Genomic DNA, 15,729 nt, shown 5'->3' with positions numbered 1-15,729 from the left:
CCACCAAGGTCCAATCCTCGCGGACCCCACGGTAGGCCGCCAGATCGGGCCTCGGCAGGGCCTCCACAGGATAGCAGACGACGGGCGCAACGGCCTTGCGAGCGTTGGCATCCGCCGAGGCCGGTGTCAGGGGCTGGGGCTTCACATGCGCACTCCGGTTGGAACCAAGCTCGTGCCTTCGATAGCGCGAAGGCGCGAGCCTTGTCATCGTCGGGAGAGGGCGGCTTGTGGAGCGTGGCGACACGATCCTGTGTCGATGCCGTTAAATGCTGTCTCCAGCCGCCTCCAGTTTCCCTTTGGAAGTGGGGATGGCCGGTTCGCCGCCTTGTGCCAGTGACACTCGAGGTCGGGAAAGGCATGGCGGCGAGTGTCGCGGGTAGGCTGCGTGGCTCAACCCGCCCGGCGCGGGTCTGGCGAGAATGGCTTGCCGAGAGCGCATCGGCCGGTCAGTCTCCGCGCCTGTGAGGCACGGCCGGGGGAGAGGCATGAAGAAGCTCATCAACGATCCGAAGACGCTGGTCGCCGAGATGCTGGAAGGGGCGGCGCGGCAGGCACCGGGGCAGGTGCTTCTGACTGGCGAAAGCGTCGTTCTGCGCCGGGACGCGACACCCCCGAATATCAGACGCGTCGCCGTCCTGTCGGGCGGCGGCAGCGGCCATGAGCCCGCTCACGCCGGCTATGTCGGGGAGGGGATGCTGACGGCGGCGGTCGCGGGCGATGTCTTCACCTCGCCCTCCTCGGATGCGGTTCTGGCGGGCTTGCGCGCGGTCACGGGCGAGGCGGGGGCGCTGCTCATCGTCAAGAACTATACCGGCGACCGGCTCAATTTCGGCCTGGCGGCGGAAATCCTGAGAGGCGAGGGCAAGCCGGTCGAGATCGTCGTGGTGGCCGATGATGTGGCGCTGCGCGACACCGTGCCCAAGGCGCGCCGGCGCGGCATTGCCGGCACCGTGCTGGTTCACAAGATCGCAGGCGCGGCGGCCGAGCGGGGCGATGCCTTAGCCGAGGTCGCTCGGCTTGCCAGTGCGGCGGCCGCCGATCTCGGCTCCATGGGCTTGGCGCTGGAGCCCTGCATCGTGCCGGCCGCCGGCAAGGCCGGCTTTGCCTTGGGCGAAAGCGAAATCGAACTCGGGCTCGGCATTCACGGCGAACCGGGCGTGCGCCGGGCGCCGATGCAGCCGGCCGCCGCGCTGGTCGAGATTCTCCTATCGGCCATCGCGGACGATCTCGCGCTGCGGCGAGGCGAGCGCTGTGTGCTTCTCGTCAACGGGCTCGGCGGCACGCCCCCGATGGAGCTCGACGTGGTGGCGCGCGAAGCGCTGGCGCAGGCCGAAGCGCGTGGGCTCGTCGTCGAGCGCGCCTGGACGGGGACGCTTCTATCGGCGCTCGACATGCGGGGCTGTTCGCTGTCTCTCCTGCGCGTGGACGATGCGCGACTGGCCCTGCTGGACGCGCCCACCGGCGCGCCGGCTTGGCCGGGTGGCGGACATCTCAATCGCGACATGCGTCTGGCAGCAGCCGAAACTCCGGCCAGGGAAGAGCAGAATGCGCCCGTTCCAGCTGAGATGGAGGCGATGCGGCGCGTCAGCCTTGCGGTCATGTCGGCCATGGAGGCGGCGGAAGCGGAACTGACCGATCTCGACGCGCGCGCCGGGGATGGCGATCTCGGCGCCAGTCTCGCGCGCGGCGCCGAGGCGGTTCGTGCGCTACCCAGCGGCGCATGGGCCGATCCTCCTACCGCGCTGCGATCCATGGCCGATGCGCTTCGGCGCGCGATCGGCGGCAGTTCGGGGCCGTTCTACGCTACGGGCCTGATGCGGGCCGCCCGTGAACTCGCAATCGGCACGTCGGACGCCCGAGCAGTCGCCGCGGCCATGAAGGCGGCCTGCGATGCGATCGCGGAACTCGGAGGTGCACAGGAGGGCGACCGGACCATGTTGGACGCGTTGTGCCCCGCCGCACGAGCGGTCAGCGACTCCGTGGCGGCGGGCGAGGCGCTGCCGACGGCTTTTGCCAAAGCCGAGGAAGCCGCTCGCGATGGAGCGGCAGCGAGCGCTCAGATGGCGCCGCGCCTTGGCCGTGCAAGCTATCTCGGCGAGCGTGCTCTCGGCATTCCCGATGCCGGAGCCGTAGCGGTGTCCATTTGGCTATGCGCGATCGCGGAGGCCTTACGAAGCTAAGGCGGTTCGTTTCATGCAAAGGAGAAGGGATGGCGCTTCGGCGTCCTCCCGAGAGAGTGGCGCCACTCCGACGAAGAGCCGAGCAGTATAGTGACGCGCTCCAGTACCAAAAGACGGCACCGCAAAATGCAGCTTGTCGTTCGATCAGAGTAAAAGTCTTTTTGGGGGAGGGAGTATCTGGTGCTGCGAGAGAGGATTGAACTCTCGACCTCTCCATTACCAATGGAGTGCTCTACCACTGAGCTACCGCAGCGCTTCGATGGCGGCTATTTGCCATAGGGAGCCGAGGAAGGCAAGCAGGATTCTGCTGTCTTTTTTCATCATGCCGACATGAGAAAAGGCTAGACAGGCTTTTTCCAGCCTTCTATAAGGCACTCACCAACGCAGAGATGCACTTCGAAAGAAGAAGCGCTGCGAAGCCCAAGTAGCTCAGTTGGTAGAGCATGCGACTGAAAATCGCAGTGTCGGTGGTTCGATTCCGCCCTTGGGCACCATTTTTCCTCATTAAAACTAAATCAAGAAAATCAGCTTCTGACTAGGCGTTTCTCTGCGCAGATAATTCTGTTCGCGTCGACATTTAGAAATCCGCGGTTGTGCTGCTAAAGACCGCGTAAATGCAGCGACCGTCCATTGATGCTTCGAATGGATTGGGACGTTGGTTCGAGCATTTCCACAGACCACGCCTCGACTGATCCCGAGCCTCTCCTTCGGCCAACCCTTGGTTGAGGACGGATGCGAAGTCCGACGACCCGGAAATCTCGCCCGCGAACTACACCTCTGGCCGCGCCGTATGAGGCGCGTTAGGAGGGGCATCGGGTTGCCTTGCAGAGGCGACGGGCGCTGCGGTCATCAGGGCAGGTTGGGATATGGATACGCCCCGAAACGGAGCGCGCGGGAAATTGGCGGAGCTGGAAGCGCTTCGCGGCATCGCGGCCCTTGTCGTGCTCGTGCATCATACGATGCTGGCGTTCACGCCGCGTCTTCATGGTCTGACCTATCCGGGCCAAGCCTATTCGCTATCGCGCACGCCGGCCTTCTCGCTCGTCAACGGGTCGGCGGCGGTTGTCGTCTTCTTCGTCTTGTCGGGCTATGTGCTCTCGCTCGGCGTGCTGCGCACCGGCCGCGCACAGGTGGCCGCGACGTCCGCCTTGCGGCGCTGGCCGCGTCTGGCGGGTCCGGTGATGTTGACGAACCTGATGGCCGGGCTTGTCATGGCGTTTGGCGGATTTTCGAATCAGGCCGTCGCACCGCTCGTGCCGTCCATCTGGCTCGGCTGGTTCTACACGTGGCCCAACGCGGGCCTGCGCGAAATTCCCGATAGTCTTTGGGAAGGGGCAACGACCTTCTTCACCGGCCACGCGGCTTATAATTCCAGCCTCTGGACCATGTTCTACGAGTTCGCCGGTAGCCTCCTCGTGCTTGGGGCAGCGCTCCTCATGGTTCGACTGGAGCGGTTACGGTGGGTTGGCTTGGTCTCGATTGGCTGTGCCGCGTTCTGCATCAGCCCCTGGCTGACCCCCTTCCTCGTCGGCCTCGGGCTTGCGTGGCGTGATCGCACGAAGAGGGAGGATTGGGGCTGGGGACGAATCCTGTTGGCCGTCTCTGCCATTCTGCTTCTCGCTGGATATCATGAAAATGTCGTCGGTGGCCGCCCCGAGGGCTTCTACGCCGCGCTTGCGCCGGTGGCCGAATGGGACGCGCTGCGCCTTCGCGTGATCCTGCATACGATTGCCGCCTGCCTCGCGCTGCTCTTGTTCCGCCGCTCGGCGGGGCTGCGGCGTGCCATGAGTGGCCGGCTGGGGCGCGGGCTCGGGTTCCTGTCGTTCGGAATCTATCTTTGCCAGGTCCTCGTCATCTGTTCCGTCTCCAGCCTGACATTCGAAGCCACGGCCGGGGCAGGGCGGTTCGTACAGATCGCGGCGACCTTCGGGGTAACGATGCTGGGAACTGTGGTGCTCGCCGTGCCGGTCGCCGTCTTCGATCAATGGTGGACGGGCTGGGTCGGCCGCGTGATGCCGTCTCGTGGTCGCAGGGCGAACGCGGATCGATCGGCTACGGCTGAGCCAATCGCTGATCGATCGGGCGGGCGTTCGTAACGGAGGCGCACGCCGCACTGCCTTCGCGCGCTCACCTCTTGATGCGCGTTGTGCGCCTGCAGGCCCTATCGCAGACGCGAAAGCCGGCCTGCGACGATGCGTTCGATGCGCCAGAGCGCGTCCGATAAGGCTGGTCTGTCGGCGCAAGGAATCTGGCGCGTCAGATCGTCATTCATGGCGGACCAGACCTGCCGGACCTCGCTGCGGACCCGCGCGCCATCCTCGGTCAAAACCACGAAGGTTCGCCGGAGATCGGCGTCGTCCATCTCGCGCCGGCACCAGCCCCGCCGCTCCAGACTGTCCAGCATTTTCGAAACGGTCGAAGGCCGAACGGAAAGCTCGCGCGCGATCTCGCAAATGCCGCGTCGTTGGTCGGGATTGATCGCGTCCAGAAGCTGATCCGCCCCGCCACGACGCCGATTTCAGCGAGCTTCAGCGAGATGAGCTGGCGCGTGGACTTGGACAGAGCGAGGAGCGGTCGAATGAGATTGTCCGGCACGTTCTCACATGTCGGCTCGGCCGTCATTTCTGCCACGGTCATCGCATTCGCCGTTCGTTTCGTGATTCGTTCGAACACACTGACCAAACGGGCGGACAGGTCTTTTAACTGCTTATCATCCGTGAAGATGGGTGCGCCCGTCTTGAGCGGCGCGACGGCGCGCGACATTTCGCCTGATCCACCGAAGCGAAACGATAGGAACCGTGGGACGGACGGCTGCCTTATCCCGACATGCTTCATGTCTTTGTCTACGGTACGCTCAAACGCGGTTTTCCATTTCACTCCCTCGGACTGGCCAAGAGCGAGTTTCTAGGTGAGGTGCGGACCAGCGAACCCTATCCCATGGTGATCGCCGGATCGTTCTACAGCCCGATGATGCTCGACCGTCCCGGCCATGGCCTGCCCGTGTGGGGCGAATTGTACCGGGTCGAGCCCGACCACCTTCCCCGGCTGGACGAGTTGGAAGGTGTCGGCAAGCCCGGCAGCTTCCGCTCGAAATTGCGCATTCGCGCCCGTGCCGGCGGCGAGCCGCACGAGGCGATCGGCTATATGAAGGCGCGCAACTGGCTCAGCCCCGTTCACACGGGCTATCTTTCCGATTATCGCGACACCCGTTTCATCCCGCCCTGGGAGCGCTGACGGCGTCCCAGCGAATCGGAACCTATGGCTGTCGGCCGCTCAGTCGATGCCGACATCGGCTTCGTTGTCGCGCGTGTCGTCAGGAAGACTTCCCTCCCCGGCGTGGCGTCCTTGTTGGTGAGTCTGGAATTGGTGTGCAGGCCCGCTGCCGGCTTGCAATATGGATCATCCGCGCGAGATCAAGACCGAAGGCGATCAGGTCACCCACCGCGCCATGAAGGGCTGGGTGATCATCCTCATTCTGGCGGCACTGGCTCTGCTGCTGACTGTCTTCGTTCTGGTCGGGCAGAGCTAGAAAAACGCCAGTGTGACGATCCTTGGGAACGTCAGATGCCGGAGCTGGAACCTGTGGCCGGTGCGGGTCGTGGCATGGCCGGCGGGAAGATCGATGGCGATGTCGCTATAATCCAGAAAGCGCCCGTCGAGCGGGAAGGCGGCTTTGTAGACCGCCTCCTTGGCGCTGAAGAGAAGCCGTGCCGCGAAGCTCGGTTCGAGATCGCCGGTGTGGTCGTTGGGCATGACGACGAGATCGAGAAGCTCGTCCGGCAGGGGCAGGCTGGGCTCCACGTCGATGCCGAGTGCGTGAACCGCGCCGACGCATGCCACCGCCGCTACGGCCATCGTCTCGTCATGGGCGAGCGAGCCGATTACGCCGTCCGGCCAGAGCGGCTGGCCTGAGGGGCCGCGTGGAATTTCAACCCCTTCGCCGAACCGCGCCGACAGAAGCGTGCGCGCAGCCAGCCGAGCCGCGCCGCTCGCCCGCCGACGCTCCACCCCGCGCGCCGGGATCGAGCGCACTTCCGCCGGGAGAAGGTGAGCTCCGTCGCCCGGCCGGATCCGGCGGCAGGCCAGCGCGATGCCCGGAGTGGCGAGGCGGTCCAGCGCCGCCGCGAGCGCGATCTCGTCCGGGGCGTCGTCCGGCGCCAGCGTCAAACCTCGCCTTCAGGCCAGACAAGCCGGGCGATCATTTCGCCATCCTCGTCGAGCCCTTCTTCCTGAAAGCCGGCCGCACGATAAAGCCGGCGCGCCGCTTCATTGCCGGGGTCGTAGCAGATCGAGACTTCGCGGATGTGGCCGAGCGCGCGGATTTCCGACAGAGCGGCTTGCACCACTGCTCTTCCGTAGCCTTTGCCCTGCTCACCGGGAGCGATCATCAGACGATAGATGCGCGCCTCGCTCTCGCTTTCCGAGGCGTCGTACATCAGGAAGCCGACGAGTTGCTCGCCCGCGAAGACGGCGCGCGGCCGGGCGTCGGCGTCCTCTTCCGCTTCGGCCAGCGAATCCGCGTTGCTCGCGACGAAATGCGCCTGTGCTTCTCCCAAAACCATTGCGGCGATGGCGGCGCGGTTGGTGTTATCGACGGGTGCCAGCCGCACCTCGACGTGAGCAGGCTCAGCACTCACGCGCCGCACTCCGTTCCGCCAACGCCTTCAACGGGCCGAACGAAACGGCTGAGCTTGGCCGGGTTTCCGCTCCAGATGGAATGAGGCTCCAGAACCTCGCCCTTCATGACGAAAGCGTCCGTATCGGCCATGGAGCCTTCGCCCATAGTCACGCCGTAATGCACGAAGGCGGCTGGGCTGAGCGTGCAGCCCTTGCCAATGCGGATCAGGTCCGACTTGAACGCGCCTTCCTCCAGCGAATGGGCTTGGATGACGCAGCCCTCGTTCAGCGTCGCATCGTCGCCGATCTCCACCAGGGAGCGCTCGGTGAGGTTCGCGCCTGCGTCATAGACGCGCTTGCCGACCTTCACGCCCAGCATCCGCAGAACCATGGGCCGGAAGGGCGTGCCGGGGAAGAGATTGACGATGGCGGAATCGGCGAGCTTCCAGTGACGCTCGTGCCGCCAGAAGGAGCGGTCGTAGATCGTCGTCATATGCGGCTTCAGCTTGCGGAAGCCCAGACTCGCGCGCTCGATCAGGAGCTGCATCGGGATTTCGATGGCGACCACGAGAAGCGAGCCGACGAAGAGCGCGACCGCGCCCCAATCGGTGTAGTAGTTGAGCGCCCGGTCGCCGATGGCGAGCGCGATGAACAACTCCACCCACAGCACCGTCAGCATCAGGACGCCGGTCACGGCGTTGTGCCGGTTCTTGAGGCGCACGCGTTGGCGACGCTCCTCCGCACCAACGCTCGCGATCAGTTCCTTGTCGCGCGAGACGAGGCGGGGAATCTCGAAGGGCGGCGAGCCGAGAAGGCCGACATTCTCCCGCACCGGGCCGCTGATCGGCACCATGACCTTGGTGCCGAGCAGGCAATTGTCGCCTGTGCGCGCGTCCGAGGGGAAGAAGATGTTGTTGCCGAAATAGTTCTGCGCGCCGACCTTGGTGTGCTCCAGCCGGAAGGAGGAGGCGGACTTGTGCATGTTGAGCATGAACAAGCCGTCCGACACCATCGTATGGCTGCCGATCTCACAGAGATGCGGGCTTTCCTGCTGCTGGTTGCTGCCGAAATTCGAGCCTGTCTGGGTGACGGTGTTGAGGTTCCAGCCGAGCGCCCGGATGTAATGGACGATGGCCGAGGAGTCGCCGAACAGGACGTTCAGGATCTTGTTGTTGGAGCAGAACTCCACCGCCGTCTGTAGCCAATAATGGAAGCCATAGAGCGTGTAGGTGCGGCCGGGCTTCAGCACGAGGCCGACCACGCGCGGCACCACGAGCGCCGCCAGAAGCGAGACGGCGATATAGCCGAACAGCGTCACCGTGGTGCCGAGCGCCACGATGCCGATGGTTTCCTGATAGTCGTCGCCGACATTCTGCCAGTAGCTGTGAAACAGGAGCGGGAAGGGTGTGATGAGCGCAAAGAGCGCGATCAGCTGCATCACTTCGAACAGCCCGCGCCGAAGCTCCGACAGGCGGCGATTCTCGACCTTGCAGTAATCGGCGTCCGTGCGCACGGCCGGAGAGCCGTGCCAGCATTCGCCGTCCGGGATAGACTGGCCGCTATGCAGCGAGGAGGCATGGCCGAGCTGCGAGCCGTCGCCGACCTTGGTGCCGATGTCGAGCACGCAGCCCGCGCCCACGAAGGCATTGTCGCCGATCGTCACCGGGCCGGTGTGAATGTAGCCGGCGCGTGCGTGATAGCCGAGCACGATCGATTCCTTGCGGATGATCGTGTTGTCGCCGATCTCGATCAGATCGGTGCAAACCGGAACGTAGCGGCATTCGATGATCGTGTTGTGCCCGAGCCGCGCGCCCAGGAGCTGGAGATACCAGCTGTAAAGCGGACTACCCCGGAAGAGCACGACGGGCGCGGTGCGGATCAGCGTCTGCACCACCCAGAAGCGGTAATAGCGCGCGCTCCAGATCGGGATCGACTCCTGCTTCCAGCGTCCGATCAGCGTCCATTTGGCAAGGATTGCAAGCCCTGACATGCCGAAGAAGATGCCGGCCGAGAGCAGCACGCAGCGCAGATAAAGCTGAATCGGCGCGTCCAGCTCGACATAGACCCAGTCGAGACCCCGGTCGAAGACCCAGAGGCCGAAATAGCTGTAGACCGAGTAGAACAGAAGCTGCGCCGCGCCTGTGGTCCAATAGGCGAGGTTCGTCGCGCGGTGCGTCGGCACGGGCTCGATCTCGGCCTGTTCGATCTCGTCCGGCGTCTGGAGATGCTCGGCCAGCCGCGCGACGCTGGGAAAGAGGTAGATGTCGCGCATCGAGGTCGTGCCCCAGCCCGGCTGCGTGCGCACGCGGGCGCAGAAGCGCGCCATCAGCAGGGAGTTGGCGCTGAGATCGTCGAAGAAATGATCCTCGACGGAAATGCGCTCGACACCCAGGATCTCGCGAGCGGCATCCACCAGAAAGCGTTCGTTGTCGCTGCGCGCCTCGATGATCTCGCGGTTGGCGTTGGTCTCGTTCAGCTGTGGCTTGGGCAGCTTGCGCGTATCGATCTTGTCCGACACGGTCATCGGAAGCGCGTCCAGCTGCTCCAGATAGGCCGGCACCATATAGGCGGGCAGGCGACGCTTCAGCTCGGCCGAAAGCTCGGGCTTGGACAGCGGCTCGGCCTCCGTCTTCAGCGCGTAATAGGCGGCAAGCTCGGTGCGCCCCGGCTGGATTTCCACCGCCGTCACCGCCGCCTGGGCGATGCCGGGCTGCTCCAGAAGGATCGCCTCGATCTCGCCCAGCTCGATCCGGTGGCCGCGAATCTTCACCTGCGTGTCGATGCGCCCGTGATACTCGATCTCGCCATGCGAATTGATATGGCCGAGATCGCCCGTGCGATAGATGCGCGCCGATGGGTTGTTCGGCAGGCCGATGAAGTCGGGAATGAACTTCTCGTCCGTGAGATCGGGGCGGTGCAGATAGCCGGCGGCCAGGCCGATGCCGGCAATGCCGATTTCGCCGAGCTCGTTGCCCGCCGCGAGCTTCGCCTCGGCCGGGTCCAGAATGACGATGCTGTAGGTCGGCAGCGGACGGCCGATCGTCACCGGGCGGCCGGGAACGAGCGTCGCCATGGTCGCCGTCACCGTCGCTTCGGTCGGGCCGTAGGTGTTGAGGATTTGCAGTCCCGGCCGGGACCAGCGCGACACGAGCCCCTGTGGGCAGGCTTCGCCGCCCACCAGAATGAGGCGCAGGCTCGGCACGTCGCTGTCGATGGAGGAAAGCAGCGTCGGGCTGCACGCCATGCACTGGATTTCGTGCTGGTTGAGGAAGTCCGACAGTTCCTCGCCCACCGGCGTATAGCGATGGGGTGCGGGAAAGATCGTCGCGCCGGCCGCGAAAGGAACCCAGATTTCCTCGGTCGAGAAGTCGAAGGCGATCGTCATGCCCTGATAGACGCGGTCGCCCGGTCGGTAGCCGTAGCTTGCCGCCGCTACCTGCACGAAATTGGCGATGCTGCGGTGAAGGATTTCGACGCCCTTCGGCCGGCCCGTCGTGCCCGAGGTGTAGAGAATGTAGCAGGCGTCCTGCGGGCCGCCCCGCTGGCCGAGGGACGTTTCCGGCTCTGCCGAAATCTCGCCCTCGATCTCCTCGATCAGGAGGCTGTCGACGGGAAGCGCGCGGGCGAGATCCACATAGGCCGCCTCCGACACGACGAGGGCGATCGCGGCATCCTCGATGATGAGGGCCATGCGCTCGGGCGGGAAGGCGGTGGCGAGCGGCACGAAGACGCCGCCCGCCTTCATGATCGCCAGTGTCGCGACATAGGTCATGGCCGAGCGGCCGAGCAGCAGCCCGACGCGCGTGCCCGGCGTCACCCCGCGCCGTTCCAGAACACGCGCCATCTGGTTGGCGCGGGCATCGACCTCGCCATAGGTCCAGGACCGGCCGCCCGAGACGACGGCCGGCAGGGCCGAGAAGCGCTCCGTCAGACGTTCGAACACGTGATCGAGACGCTCGCCACCGGGCGCTCCGCTCGTAAAATCGTCTCCGCGCAGGATAGGCGCAGGCTGGCCGCCGGACATGTCGGTGACCGTCTGGGATGCGGCGGAAAGGGAGCTGAGCTGAGAAGCTGGCATAGGGTTTCAAATCTGAAAAGGAAGCGCGACGCCTGGTGCGATATGTCGCATTCAGGTCCGTGAGTTAGTCGAAAGCGTGTCGGAGCGGAAGCGTCCCGCAGCGCTGGACACGCCGGATTGTTCGTTGTTTTCGACAAGGCTGGTTTGCGCGATAGGCATTGCCGCGCAAGGCGCTCTCGCGCCGCAGCGTGGCCAATTTGCGGCTCATGACGCGCTTGCGTGGTCAGCCATCCAAATAAGAGTGGCGCGCAATGTCCAAACCAACAAGTCTGGCTTACGTCTTCCCTAGGGGAAGTCCGCTTGTCGAGGTGGCAAGCGTGGGGCGGAAGGACTGCCATCGATGTCGGAAGCGCAGCAGGTGCGAATGCTTCTGGAACGATGTCAGGCGATGTGCGCCGTCAGCGAAGCGGCCATTCGAGCGCTGGAGCAGGATATGGCGTCGAGCCACTCCCTGCCGCTGGAACTCGGCGAGATGTTCGAGGGTCTCGCCAACTCCTATCTCGACCTCGCAGCGCTTGTCAGCGCGCGCCATCGCGAGGGTCATGGAGCCAAGTCCCGGTCGTGAAGAGAAACTTGGCCGGTGATGGATACCGAGCCGGGCTCGAGATGTTGTGCTGACACTTCGTTCTCCATCGCATCTTGAGGGACACGCCATGCTTCGCTCGCTTCTGATCGGCCTCGTTGCGGGCCAACGCGCCATGACGCCCTTGGCGCTCCTGTCGGGTGCAGCCCGGCGCGGGGACTTGCCGCCCGGCGCGCCGGCGCGTGATCTTCTGGCCCATCCCCTCGTGGCGCTCGGAACCACGGCACTCGCCGCCGCCGAAATGGCGGGCGACAAGATGGCCTCCGCGCCGGATCGCACCGTGCCGGCGGGGCTTCTGGCGCGCAGTCTCACGGCAGGCTTTGCCGGTGCGGTGCTCGCGCCGCGTGGGGATCGAGCGGGCGGCGCGGTTCTCGGCATCGCCGCGGCGATCGGCGCGTCCTATCTCGGTCTCGCGCTCAGACGGCAAGCGATGGATCGCTACGGGCAGACGGAAAGCGGCTTCGTGGAGGACGCGGTCGTTCTCATGAGCGGCGCGGCGGTCACGCATCTCCTGGAGCGCGATCGCTGGTGACCGTCTAAAGAAACCAGACCACAACGAGCCCGAGCGCCGCGATCCAGATCGTTTCCAGAAGGATCAGGATCAACGCGCGCGGGCCGACCGTTACGATCTGGCCGAGCATGGTCTTCATCCCGAGCGCGGCGATGGCCGCGACGAGGGCCCAGCGAGACAGGTCCGACAAGGCTGTCGCAACGACAGGCGGCACCAGGCCGAGACTGTTGATCGCGACCAGTGCGACGAAGCCGAGAAGAAAACCGGGCACGCTGACCCTCCCTTCGCTCTGGCCGCGCGAGACGAAAAAGGAAATCGAGAGAACCACGGGCACCAGCATGGCAACGCGCAGGAGCTTGGTCAGCGTCGCGGCGTCGCCCGCCTCGGTCGAGATGCTGAAGCCCGCGCCCACGACCTGCGCCACGTCATGGATCGTCGCACCGAGGAAAATGCCGATCTGCGCGTCGCTGAAGAGACCCTGTTTCAGGAGGATCGGGTAAAGCACCATGGCGATGGTCGAGAAGGTCGTGACGACGACGACGGTGAAGATCACGTCGCTCTCTCGCGCGCCCTCGCGCTTGGGAAGAACCGAGGCGATGGCGAGCGCGGCCGACGCGCCGCAGATGCCGACCGCGCCGCCCGTCAGCAGCCCGAACAGGGCGGGGAAGCGCAGAGACCTTGCCAGAAACACGCCAACGCCGATGGTGGTCGCAACGCCGAGAATCGCGAGAAGGATCGGAGCGGGACCGAGCATCATCGCGTCCGACACGGTGATGCGCACGCCGAGCAACGCCACGCCGAACCGCAGGACGGTGCGGGAGGTGAAGTCGATGCCGGGCTTGCAGGCACCCTCAACCGACAGGAAATTGAAGGCGATGCCCAGAAGCAGGGCGAAAAGCATGACCGGCCCGCCGTAGTGCTCTGACAGGAAGGTGGCGGCCAGCGCCACGACGACACTGACGAGGCAGCCGGGAAACAGGGACCGGACGTGGTGAATGCCGCCGCGGCCGAGGCCCGCCGCACCATGCTTCCTCAAGCTTCGGATCATGCCTGCCTCGCTCGAACCCTGTCGTGGCGCGTTGAGTCGCGATCTCTAGTCCGGGATATGATGCCTGAAATGGCCAAAGGCGCCGCGCGAGAAGCAAAGCGGATCGCCCTCGCGATGGGCCGCGCGCAGGACGCGGCCAAGCATGATCGTGTGGTCACCGGCATCGTAGAGCGAGGCGGTTTCGCATTCGAAACGCGCCAGCGTGCCCGCGATAACAGGGGCACCCTCGTCGTTGGCCTGCCAGTCCAGCCCTTCGAAGCCGAGCCCGCCGCGCGTGAAGCGCGTGCTCAAGGCCTCCTCCTCCAGACCCAGAATATGGATCGCGAAATGCGGGGCGGCGGCGAAGAGCGCGTGGCGGGACGAACTCTTGGCCGGCGACCAGAGCACCAGCGGGGGATCGAGCGAAACGGAAGCGAAACTGTTGACCGTCATGCCGATCGGCCCGGCCGGCGTTGCCACGGTGACCACGGTAACGCCCGTCGTGTAGGTGCCGAGCGCGTTGCGATAGGCGCGGGCATTCTCGGCGTTCGGGATGAAACGATGCTCCGTTCCATCGCGGATCGGCTGCATGATGCCCATCACGGCACGTCCTGTCCGGTAGCCGCGCTGTAAAGCTCGAACCAGGTCTGGCGGTCGATGGAAACGCGCAAAGCCTCGCAGATGGCCGCAATGCGCGGGAGAGAATTGGTGCCGAGCACCGGCAGGATGCGGGCGGGATGGGCGAGAAGCCAAGCGATGGCGACGGAGCCGGCGTCCACGCCCTGTTCGGCCGCGATCGCGTTAAGGTGTTTCAGGAGCGGGCTTTCGCTGTCCGCGAAGAGACGCCCGCCGCCGAGTGGCGACCAAGCCATCGGATGGATGCGTCGCTCCGTCAACGAGGCGAGATCGCCGTTGCGGAAGGGCTCGGTTTCTAGAAGACTCAGCTCGATCTGGTTCGTCACGAGAGGCGAGCGCATGGCCGATTGCAGCAGCGACAGATCATGGGGCCGAAAGTTCGACACGCCGACCGCGCGCACCTTGCCGGAGGCCACCAGCTCATCCAGCGCCGCGCCGGTCTCCGCCGGGTCGATCAGCGGATCGGGCCGGTGAATCAGAAGAAGATCGATGCGCTCGATCCCCATGTCGCGCAGCGAGGTCTCGACCGACGCCATGATATGAGCGCGGCCCGTGTCGTAATGCTTGACGCGCGCCCCGGCATGGCGACCCACCGGCGCGACGATGCCGCATTTGGTGACGATCTCGATCCGGTCCCGCAGATGCGGCGCGGCCTTCAGGGCGCCGCCGAAGATCGCTTCGCCGGTATAGCCGCCATAGATGTCGGCATGATCCATCGTGGTGATACCCTGCGCAAGGCAGGCTTCGATCTTACGCTGGACGTGAGCGGGCGAGGTGTCGCTGTCGTCACCCAGGCGCCAGAGACCGTAGACGAGGCGGCTGACCTCCAGATCGGACCCGAGTTTCAAGCGTTCCATCAGTGGCGGCTCCCAAGTCCGAGCGGGGTGGCGGGCGTAGTGGCGGGCACGCGGCCATATTCATGCGGCAGCGAGCAGGTCTTCAGCGCCGGCAGAACCTTGGTGCCGAAATGCTCGGCCTCGTCCAGATGCGGATAGCCCGAAAGGATGAAGGCGCGAATGCCCATCTTTCGGTAATCTTCGAGGGCAGAGAGAATCTGGTCCGTCGAGCCGACCAGCGCCGCGCCGCAGCCCGAGCGCGCCCGGCCGATGCCGGTCCAGAGGTTGGGCTCGATATAGCCGAACTGGTCCGCCAGCGCGCGGGCGCGGGCCTGATGCGCGACCCCCAGCGAGATACTGTCATGCGCGCGGTCGCGGATCAGCTTGCCATATTCGTCGTCGAGCCTGGAGACGAGATGCTCGGCATAGTCGCGCGCCTCCCGCTCCGTGTCACGCACGATGACATGAACGCGCAACCCGTAATCGAGCGTGCGCCCATGCGCCTGCGCCCTCGCATGAACCGCCTTCATGCGCTCGGCCAGCTGCTCGCGCGTTTCGGGCCACATGAGATAGACGTCGCATTGCGCGCCGCAGAGTTCCAAGGCATCCGGCGAATAGCCGCCGAAATAAAGAAGCGGGCCGCCATTCTGCTGATAGGGCCGGGCCGGCTCGGTGGAGACGCCCTTGAAGCGATAGACTTCGCCCTCGAAATCGATCGTCTCGCGCGTCCAGGCCTGGCGCAGGATTTCGACCACTTCATGCGAGCGGCGGTAGCGGAAGGCGCTGTCGGCGACCTCGCCGGGAAAGTCGGAGCTGATGACGTTGAGCGTCAGCCGACCTTTGAGCATATGATCCAGCGTCGCAACCGTGCGCGCCAGCATGATCGGCTGCATCTCGCCGCAGCGGATCGCGGCGAGGAAATTCATACGGCTCGTCAGCGGCGCGCAGCCGGCGACGAAGCTCAGCGTGTCCTGCCCCACCTGATAGGAGGAAGGGCAGAGAATGTTGCGGAAACCCAGCCGCTCGGCCGTGAGCGCGATCTCGGAGCAATGCTCCCAGCTGGAGCGCAAAGCGCCGTCCGGCACGCCGAGAAAGGCATAATCGTCGGAGCACAGCGCCGAAAACCAGGACACTTCGGCGGCATCGAGATCGGCGGACGTGATCGGGACGACGGACATGCATTTCCTCCCGGAACGCGAAACCTCGTCTGGAGCTAACACCGGATATCGAGTAAATCAATGGTGTATCAATTTGCAGCTGC

At 65.1% G+C, this 15,729-nt stretch carries 14 protein-coding genes and 2 tRNA genes; 7 read left to right on the top strand and 9 right to left on the bottom strand.

The window, feature by feature from the left end; all coding sequences use genetic code 11:
• The first annotated feature begins 485 nt into the window (after positions 1-485).
• Positions 486-2,180 (top strand): dihydroxyacetone kinase family protein, encoded by a 1,695-nt coding sequence (locus AUL36_RS08305; protein WP_062219664.1) that lies wholly within the window; start codon positions 486-488, stop codon positions 2,178-2,180.
• A gap of 178 nt (positions 2,181-2,358) precedes the next feature.
• Here AUL36_RS08305 and AUL36_RS08300 read toward each other — a convergent pair.
• Positions 2,359-2,433, bottom strand: a tRNA-Thr gene (locus AUL36_RS08300).
• A gap of 165 nt (positions 2,434-2,598) precedes the next feature.
• On the opposite strand from AUL36_RS08300, the gene AUL36_RS08295 reads away from it, so the two are divergent.
• Together AUL36_RS08295 and AUL36_RS08290 are read left to right on the top strand one after the other, a co-directional pair.
• A tRNA-Phe gene (locus AUL36_RS08295) sits at positions 2,599-2,674 on the top strand.
• Between the two features lie 372 nt (positions 2,675-3,046).
• Positions 3,047-4,276, top strand: a complete 1,230-nt coding sequence (locus AUL36_RS08290) for an acyltransferase family protein (RefSeq protein ID WP_082655713.1) — start codon at positions 3,047-3,049, stop codon at positions 4,274-4,276.
• A gap of 65 nt (positions 4,277-4,341) precedes the next feature.
• Here the strand turns inward: AUL36_RS08290 and AUL36_RS24975 are convergent, their stop codons facing one another.
• A complete protein-coding gene (locus AUL36_RS24975; protein WP_374700750.1) occupies positions 4,342-4,626 on the bottom strand; it encodes a MarR family winged helix-turn-helix transcriptional regulator in 285 nt (94 codons plus the stop codon).
• Between the two features lie 380 nt (positions 4,627-5,006).
• On the opposite strand from AUL36_RS24975, the gene AUL36_RS08280 reads away from it, so the two are divergent.
• Positions 5,007-5,414 carry a gamma-glutamylcyclotransferase family protein gene (locus AUL36_RS08280; protein WP_062219658.1) on the top strand — a complete coding sequence of 136 codons (408 nt, stop codon included), beginning with the start codon at positions 5,007-5,009 and terminating at the stop codon, positions 5,412-5,414.
• 160 nt (positions 5,415-5,574) lie between these two features.
• Complete coding sequence (locus AUL36_RS24835) at positions 5,575-5,709, top strand: hypothetical protein (protein ID WP_280137980.1); 135 nt, start codon at positions 5,575-5,577, stop codon at positions 5,707-5,709.
• Here the strand turns inward: AUL36_RS24835 and AUL36_RS08275 are convergent.
• The 3 genes from AUL36_RS08275 to AUL36_RS08265 are packed head-to-tail and all read right to left on the bottom strand — an operon-like array spanning position 5,706 to position 10,821.
• Entirely contained in the window at positions 5,706-6,347 is a 642-nt protein-coding gene (locus AUL36_RS08275; RefSeq protein WP_244497072.1) for a 4'-phosphopantetheinyl transferase family protein, read from the bottom strand. The two genes, AUL36_RS24835 and AUL36_RS08275, sit on opposite strands and share 4 nt — an antisense overlap.
• On the bottom strand, positions 6,344-6,817 hold the full coding sequence (locus AUL36_RS08270; RefSeq protein WP_244497071.1) for a GNAT family N-acetyltransferase: 474 nt from the start codon (positions 6,815-6,817) through the stop codon (positions 6,344-6,346). Before AUL36_RS08270 ends, AUL36_RS08275 begins: the two co-directional genes overlap by 4 nt.
• A complete protein-coding gene (locus AUL36_RS08265) occupies positions 6,814-10,821 on the bottom strand; it encodes a Pls/PosA family non-ribosomal peptide synthetase (protein ID WP_062219695.1) in 4,008 nt (1,335 codons plus the stop codon). Before AUL36_RS08265 ends, AUL36_RS08270 begins: the two co-directional genes overlap by 4 nt.
• A 394-nt stretch (positions 10,822-11,215) precedes the next feature.
• Between AUL36_RS08265 and AUL36_RS08260 the strand changes: the two genes are divergently transcribed.
• Together AUL36_RS08260 and AUL36_RS08255 are read left to right on the top strand one after the other, a co-directional pair.
• Positions 11,216-11,440, top strand: coding sequence for a hypothetical protein (locus tag AUL36_RS08260; RefSeq protein WP_062219656.1), 225 nt, complete (start codon positions 11,216-11,218; stop codon positions 11,438-11,440).
• 88 nt (positions 11,441-11,528) lie between these two features.
• A complete protein-coding gene (locus AUL36_RS08255) occupies positions 11,529-11,990 on the top strand; it encodes a hypothetical protein (RefSeq protein ID WP_062219655.1) in 462 nt (153 codons plus the stop codon).
• A 4-nt stretch (positions 11,991-11,994) separates the two neighbouring features.
• Here AUL36_RS08255 and AUL36_RS08250 read toward each other — a convergent pair whose 3' ends face one another.
• The 4 genes from AUL36_RS08250 to AUL36_RS08235 are packed head-to-tail and all read right to left on the bottom strand — an operon-like array spanning position 11,995 to position 15,646.
• The gene (locus AUL36_RS08250) at positions 11,995-13,017 is read right to left on the bottom strand and encodes a YeiH family protein (RefSeq protein ID WP_062219652.1); all 1,023 of its coding nucleotides are present in this window, start codon (positions 13,015-13,017) and stop codon (positions 11,995-11,997) included.
• 45 nt (positions 13,018-13,062) lie between these two features.
• Entirely contained in the window at positions 13,063-13,596 is a 534-nt protein-coding gene (locus AUL36_RS08245; RefSeq protein ID WP_062219650.1) for a flavin reductase family protein, read from the bottom strand.
• On the bottom strand, positions 13,596-14,489 hold the full coding sequence (locus tag AUL36_RS08240; protein ID WP_062219648.1) for an aldo/keto reductase: 894 nt from the start codon (positions 14,487-14,489) through the stop codon (positions 13,596-13,598). The genes AUL36_RS08245 and AUL36_RS08240 overlap by 1 nt, the downstream gene beginning before the upstream one ends.
• Entirely contained in the window at positions 14,489-15,646 is a 1,158-nt protein-coding gene (locus AUL36_RS08235; protein WP_062219646.1) for an LLM class flavin-dependent oxidoreductase, read from the bottom strand. The genes AUL36_RS08240 and AUL36_RS08235 overlap by 1 nt, the downstream gene beginning before the upstream one ends.
• Positions 15,647-15,729: the final 83 nt, after the last annotated feature.

Source organism: Aureimonas sp. D3 (assembly GCF_001463805.1).
Lineage (GTDB): Bacteria > Pseudomonadota > Alphaproteobacteria > Rhizobiales > Rhizobiaceae > Aureimonas > Aureimonas ureilytica_A.
This window is presented reverse-complemented; position numbering and strand designations above follow the sequence as displayed.

What these genes read in the sequence shown, in the direction of transcription:
- AUL36_RS08305 (WP_062219664.1), top strand. Translation starts at nt 486, where the DNA reads ATGAAGAAGCTCATCAACGATCCGAAGACGCTGGTCGCCGAGATGCTG.
- AUL36_RS08290 (WP_082655713.1), top strand. Translation starts at nt 3,047, where the DNA reads ATGGATACGCCCCGAAACGGAGCGCGCGGGAAATTGGCGGAGCTGGAA.
- AUL36_RS08280 (WP_062219658.1), top strand. Translation starts at nt 5,007, where the DNA reads ATGCTTCATGTCTTTGTCTACGGTACGCTCAAACGCGGTTTTCCATTT.
- AUL36_RS24835 (WP_280137980.1), top strand. Translation starts at nt 5,575, where the DNA reads ATGGATCATCCGCGCGAGATCAAGACCGAAGGCGATCAGGTCACCCAC.
- AUL36_RS08265 (WP_062219695.1), bottom strand. Translation starts at nt 10,821, where the DNA reads ATGTCCGGCGGCCAGCCTGCGCCTATCCTGCGCGGAGACGATTTTACG.
- AUL36_RS08260 (WP_062219656.1), top strand. Translation starts at nt 11,216, where the DNA reads ATGTCGGAAGCGCAGCAGGTGCGAATGCTTCTGGAACGATGTCAGGCG.
- AUL36_RS08255 (WP_062219655.1), top strand. Translation starts at nt 11,529, where the DNA reads ATGCTTCGCTCGCTTCTGATCGGCCTCGTTGCGGGCCAACGCGCCATG.
- AUL36_RS08250 (WP_062219652.1), bottom strand. Translation starts at nt 13,017, where the DNA reads ATGATCCGAAGCTTGAGGAAGCATGGTGCGGCGGGCCTCGGCCGCGGC.
- AUL36_RS08245 (WP_062219650.1), bottom strand. Translation starts at nt 13,596, where the DNA reads ATGGGCATCATGCAGCCGATCCGCGATGGAACGGAGCATCGTTTCATC.
- AUL36_RS08240 (WP_062219648.1), bottom strand. Translation starts at nt 14,489, where the DNA reads ATGGAACGCTTGAAACTCGGGTCCGATCTGGAGGTCAGCCGCCTCGTC.
- AUL36_RS08235 (WP_062219646.1), bottom strand. Translation starts at nt 15,646, where the DNA reads ATGTCCGTCGTCCCGATCACGTCCGCCGATCTCGATGCCGCCGAAGTG.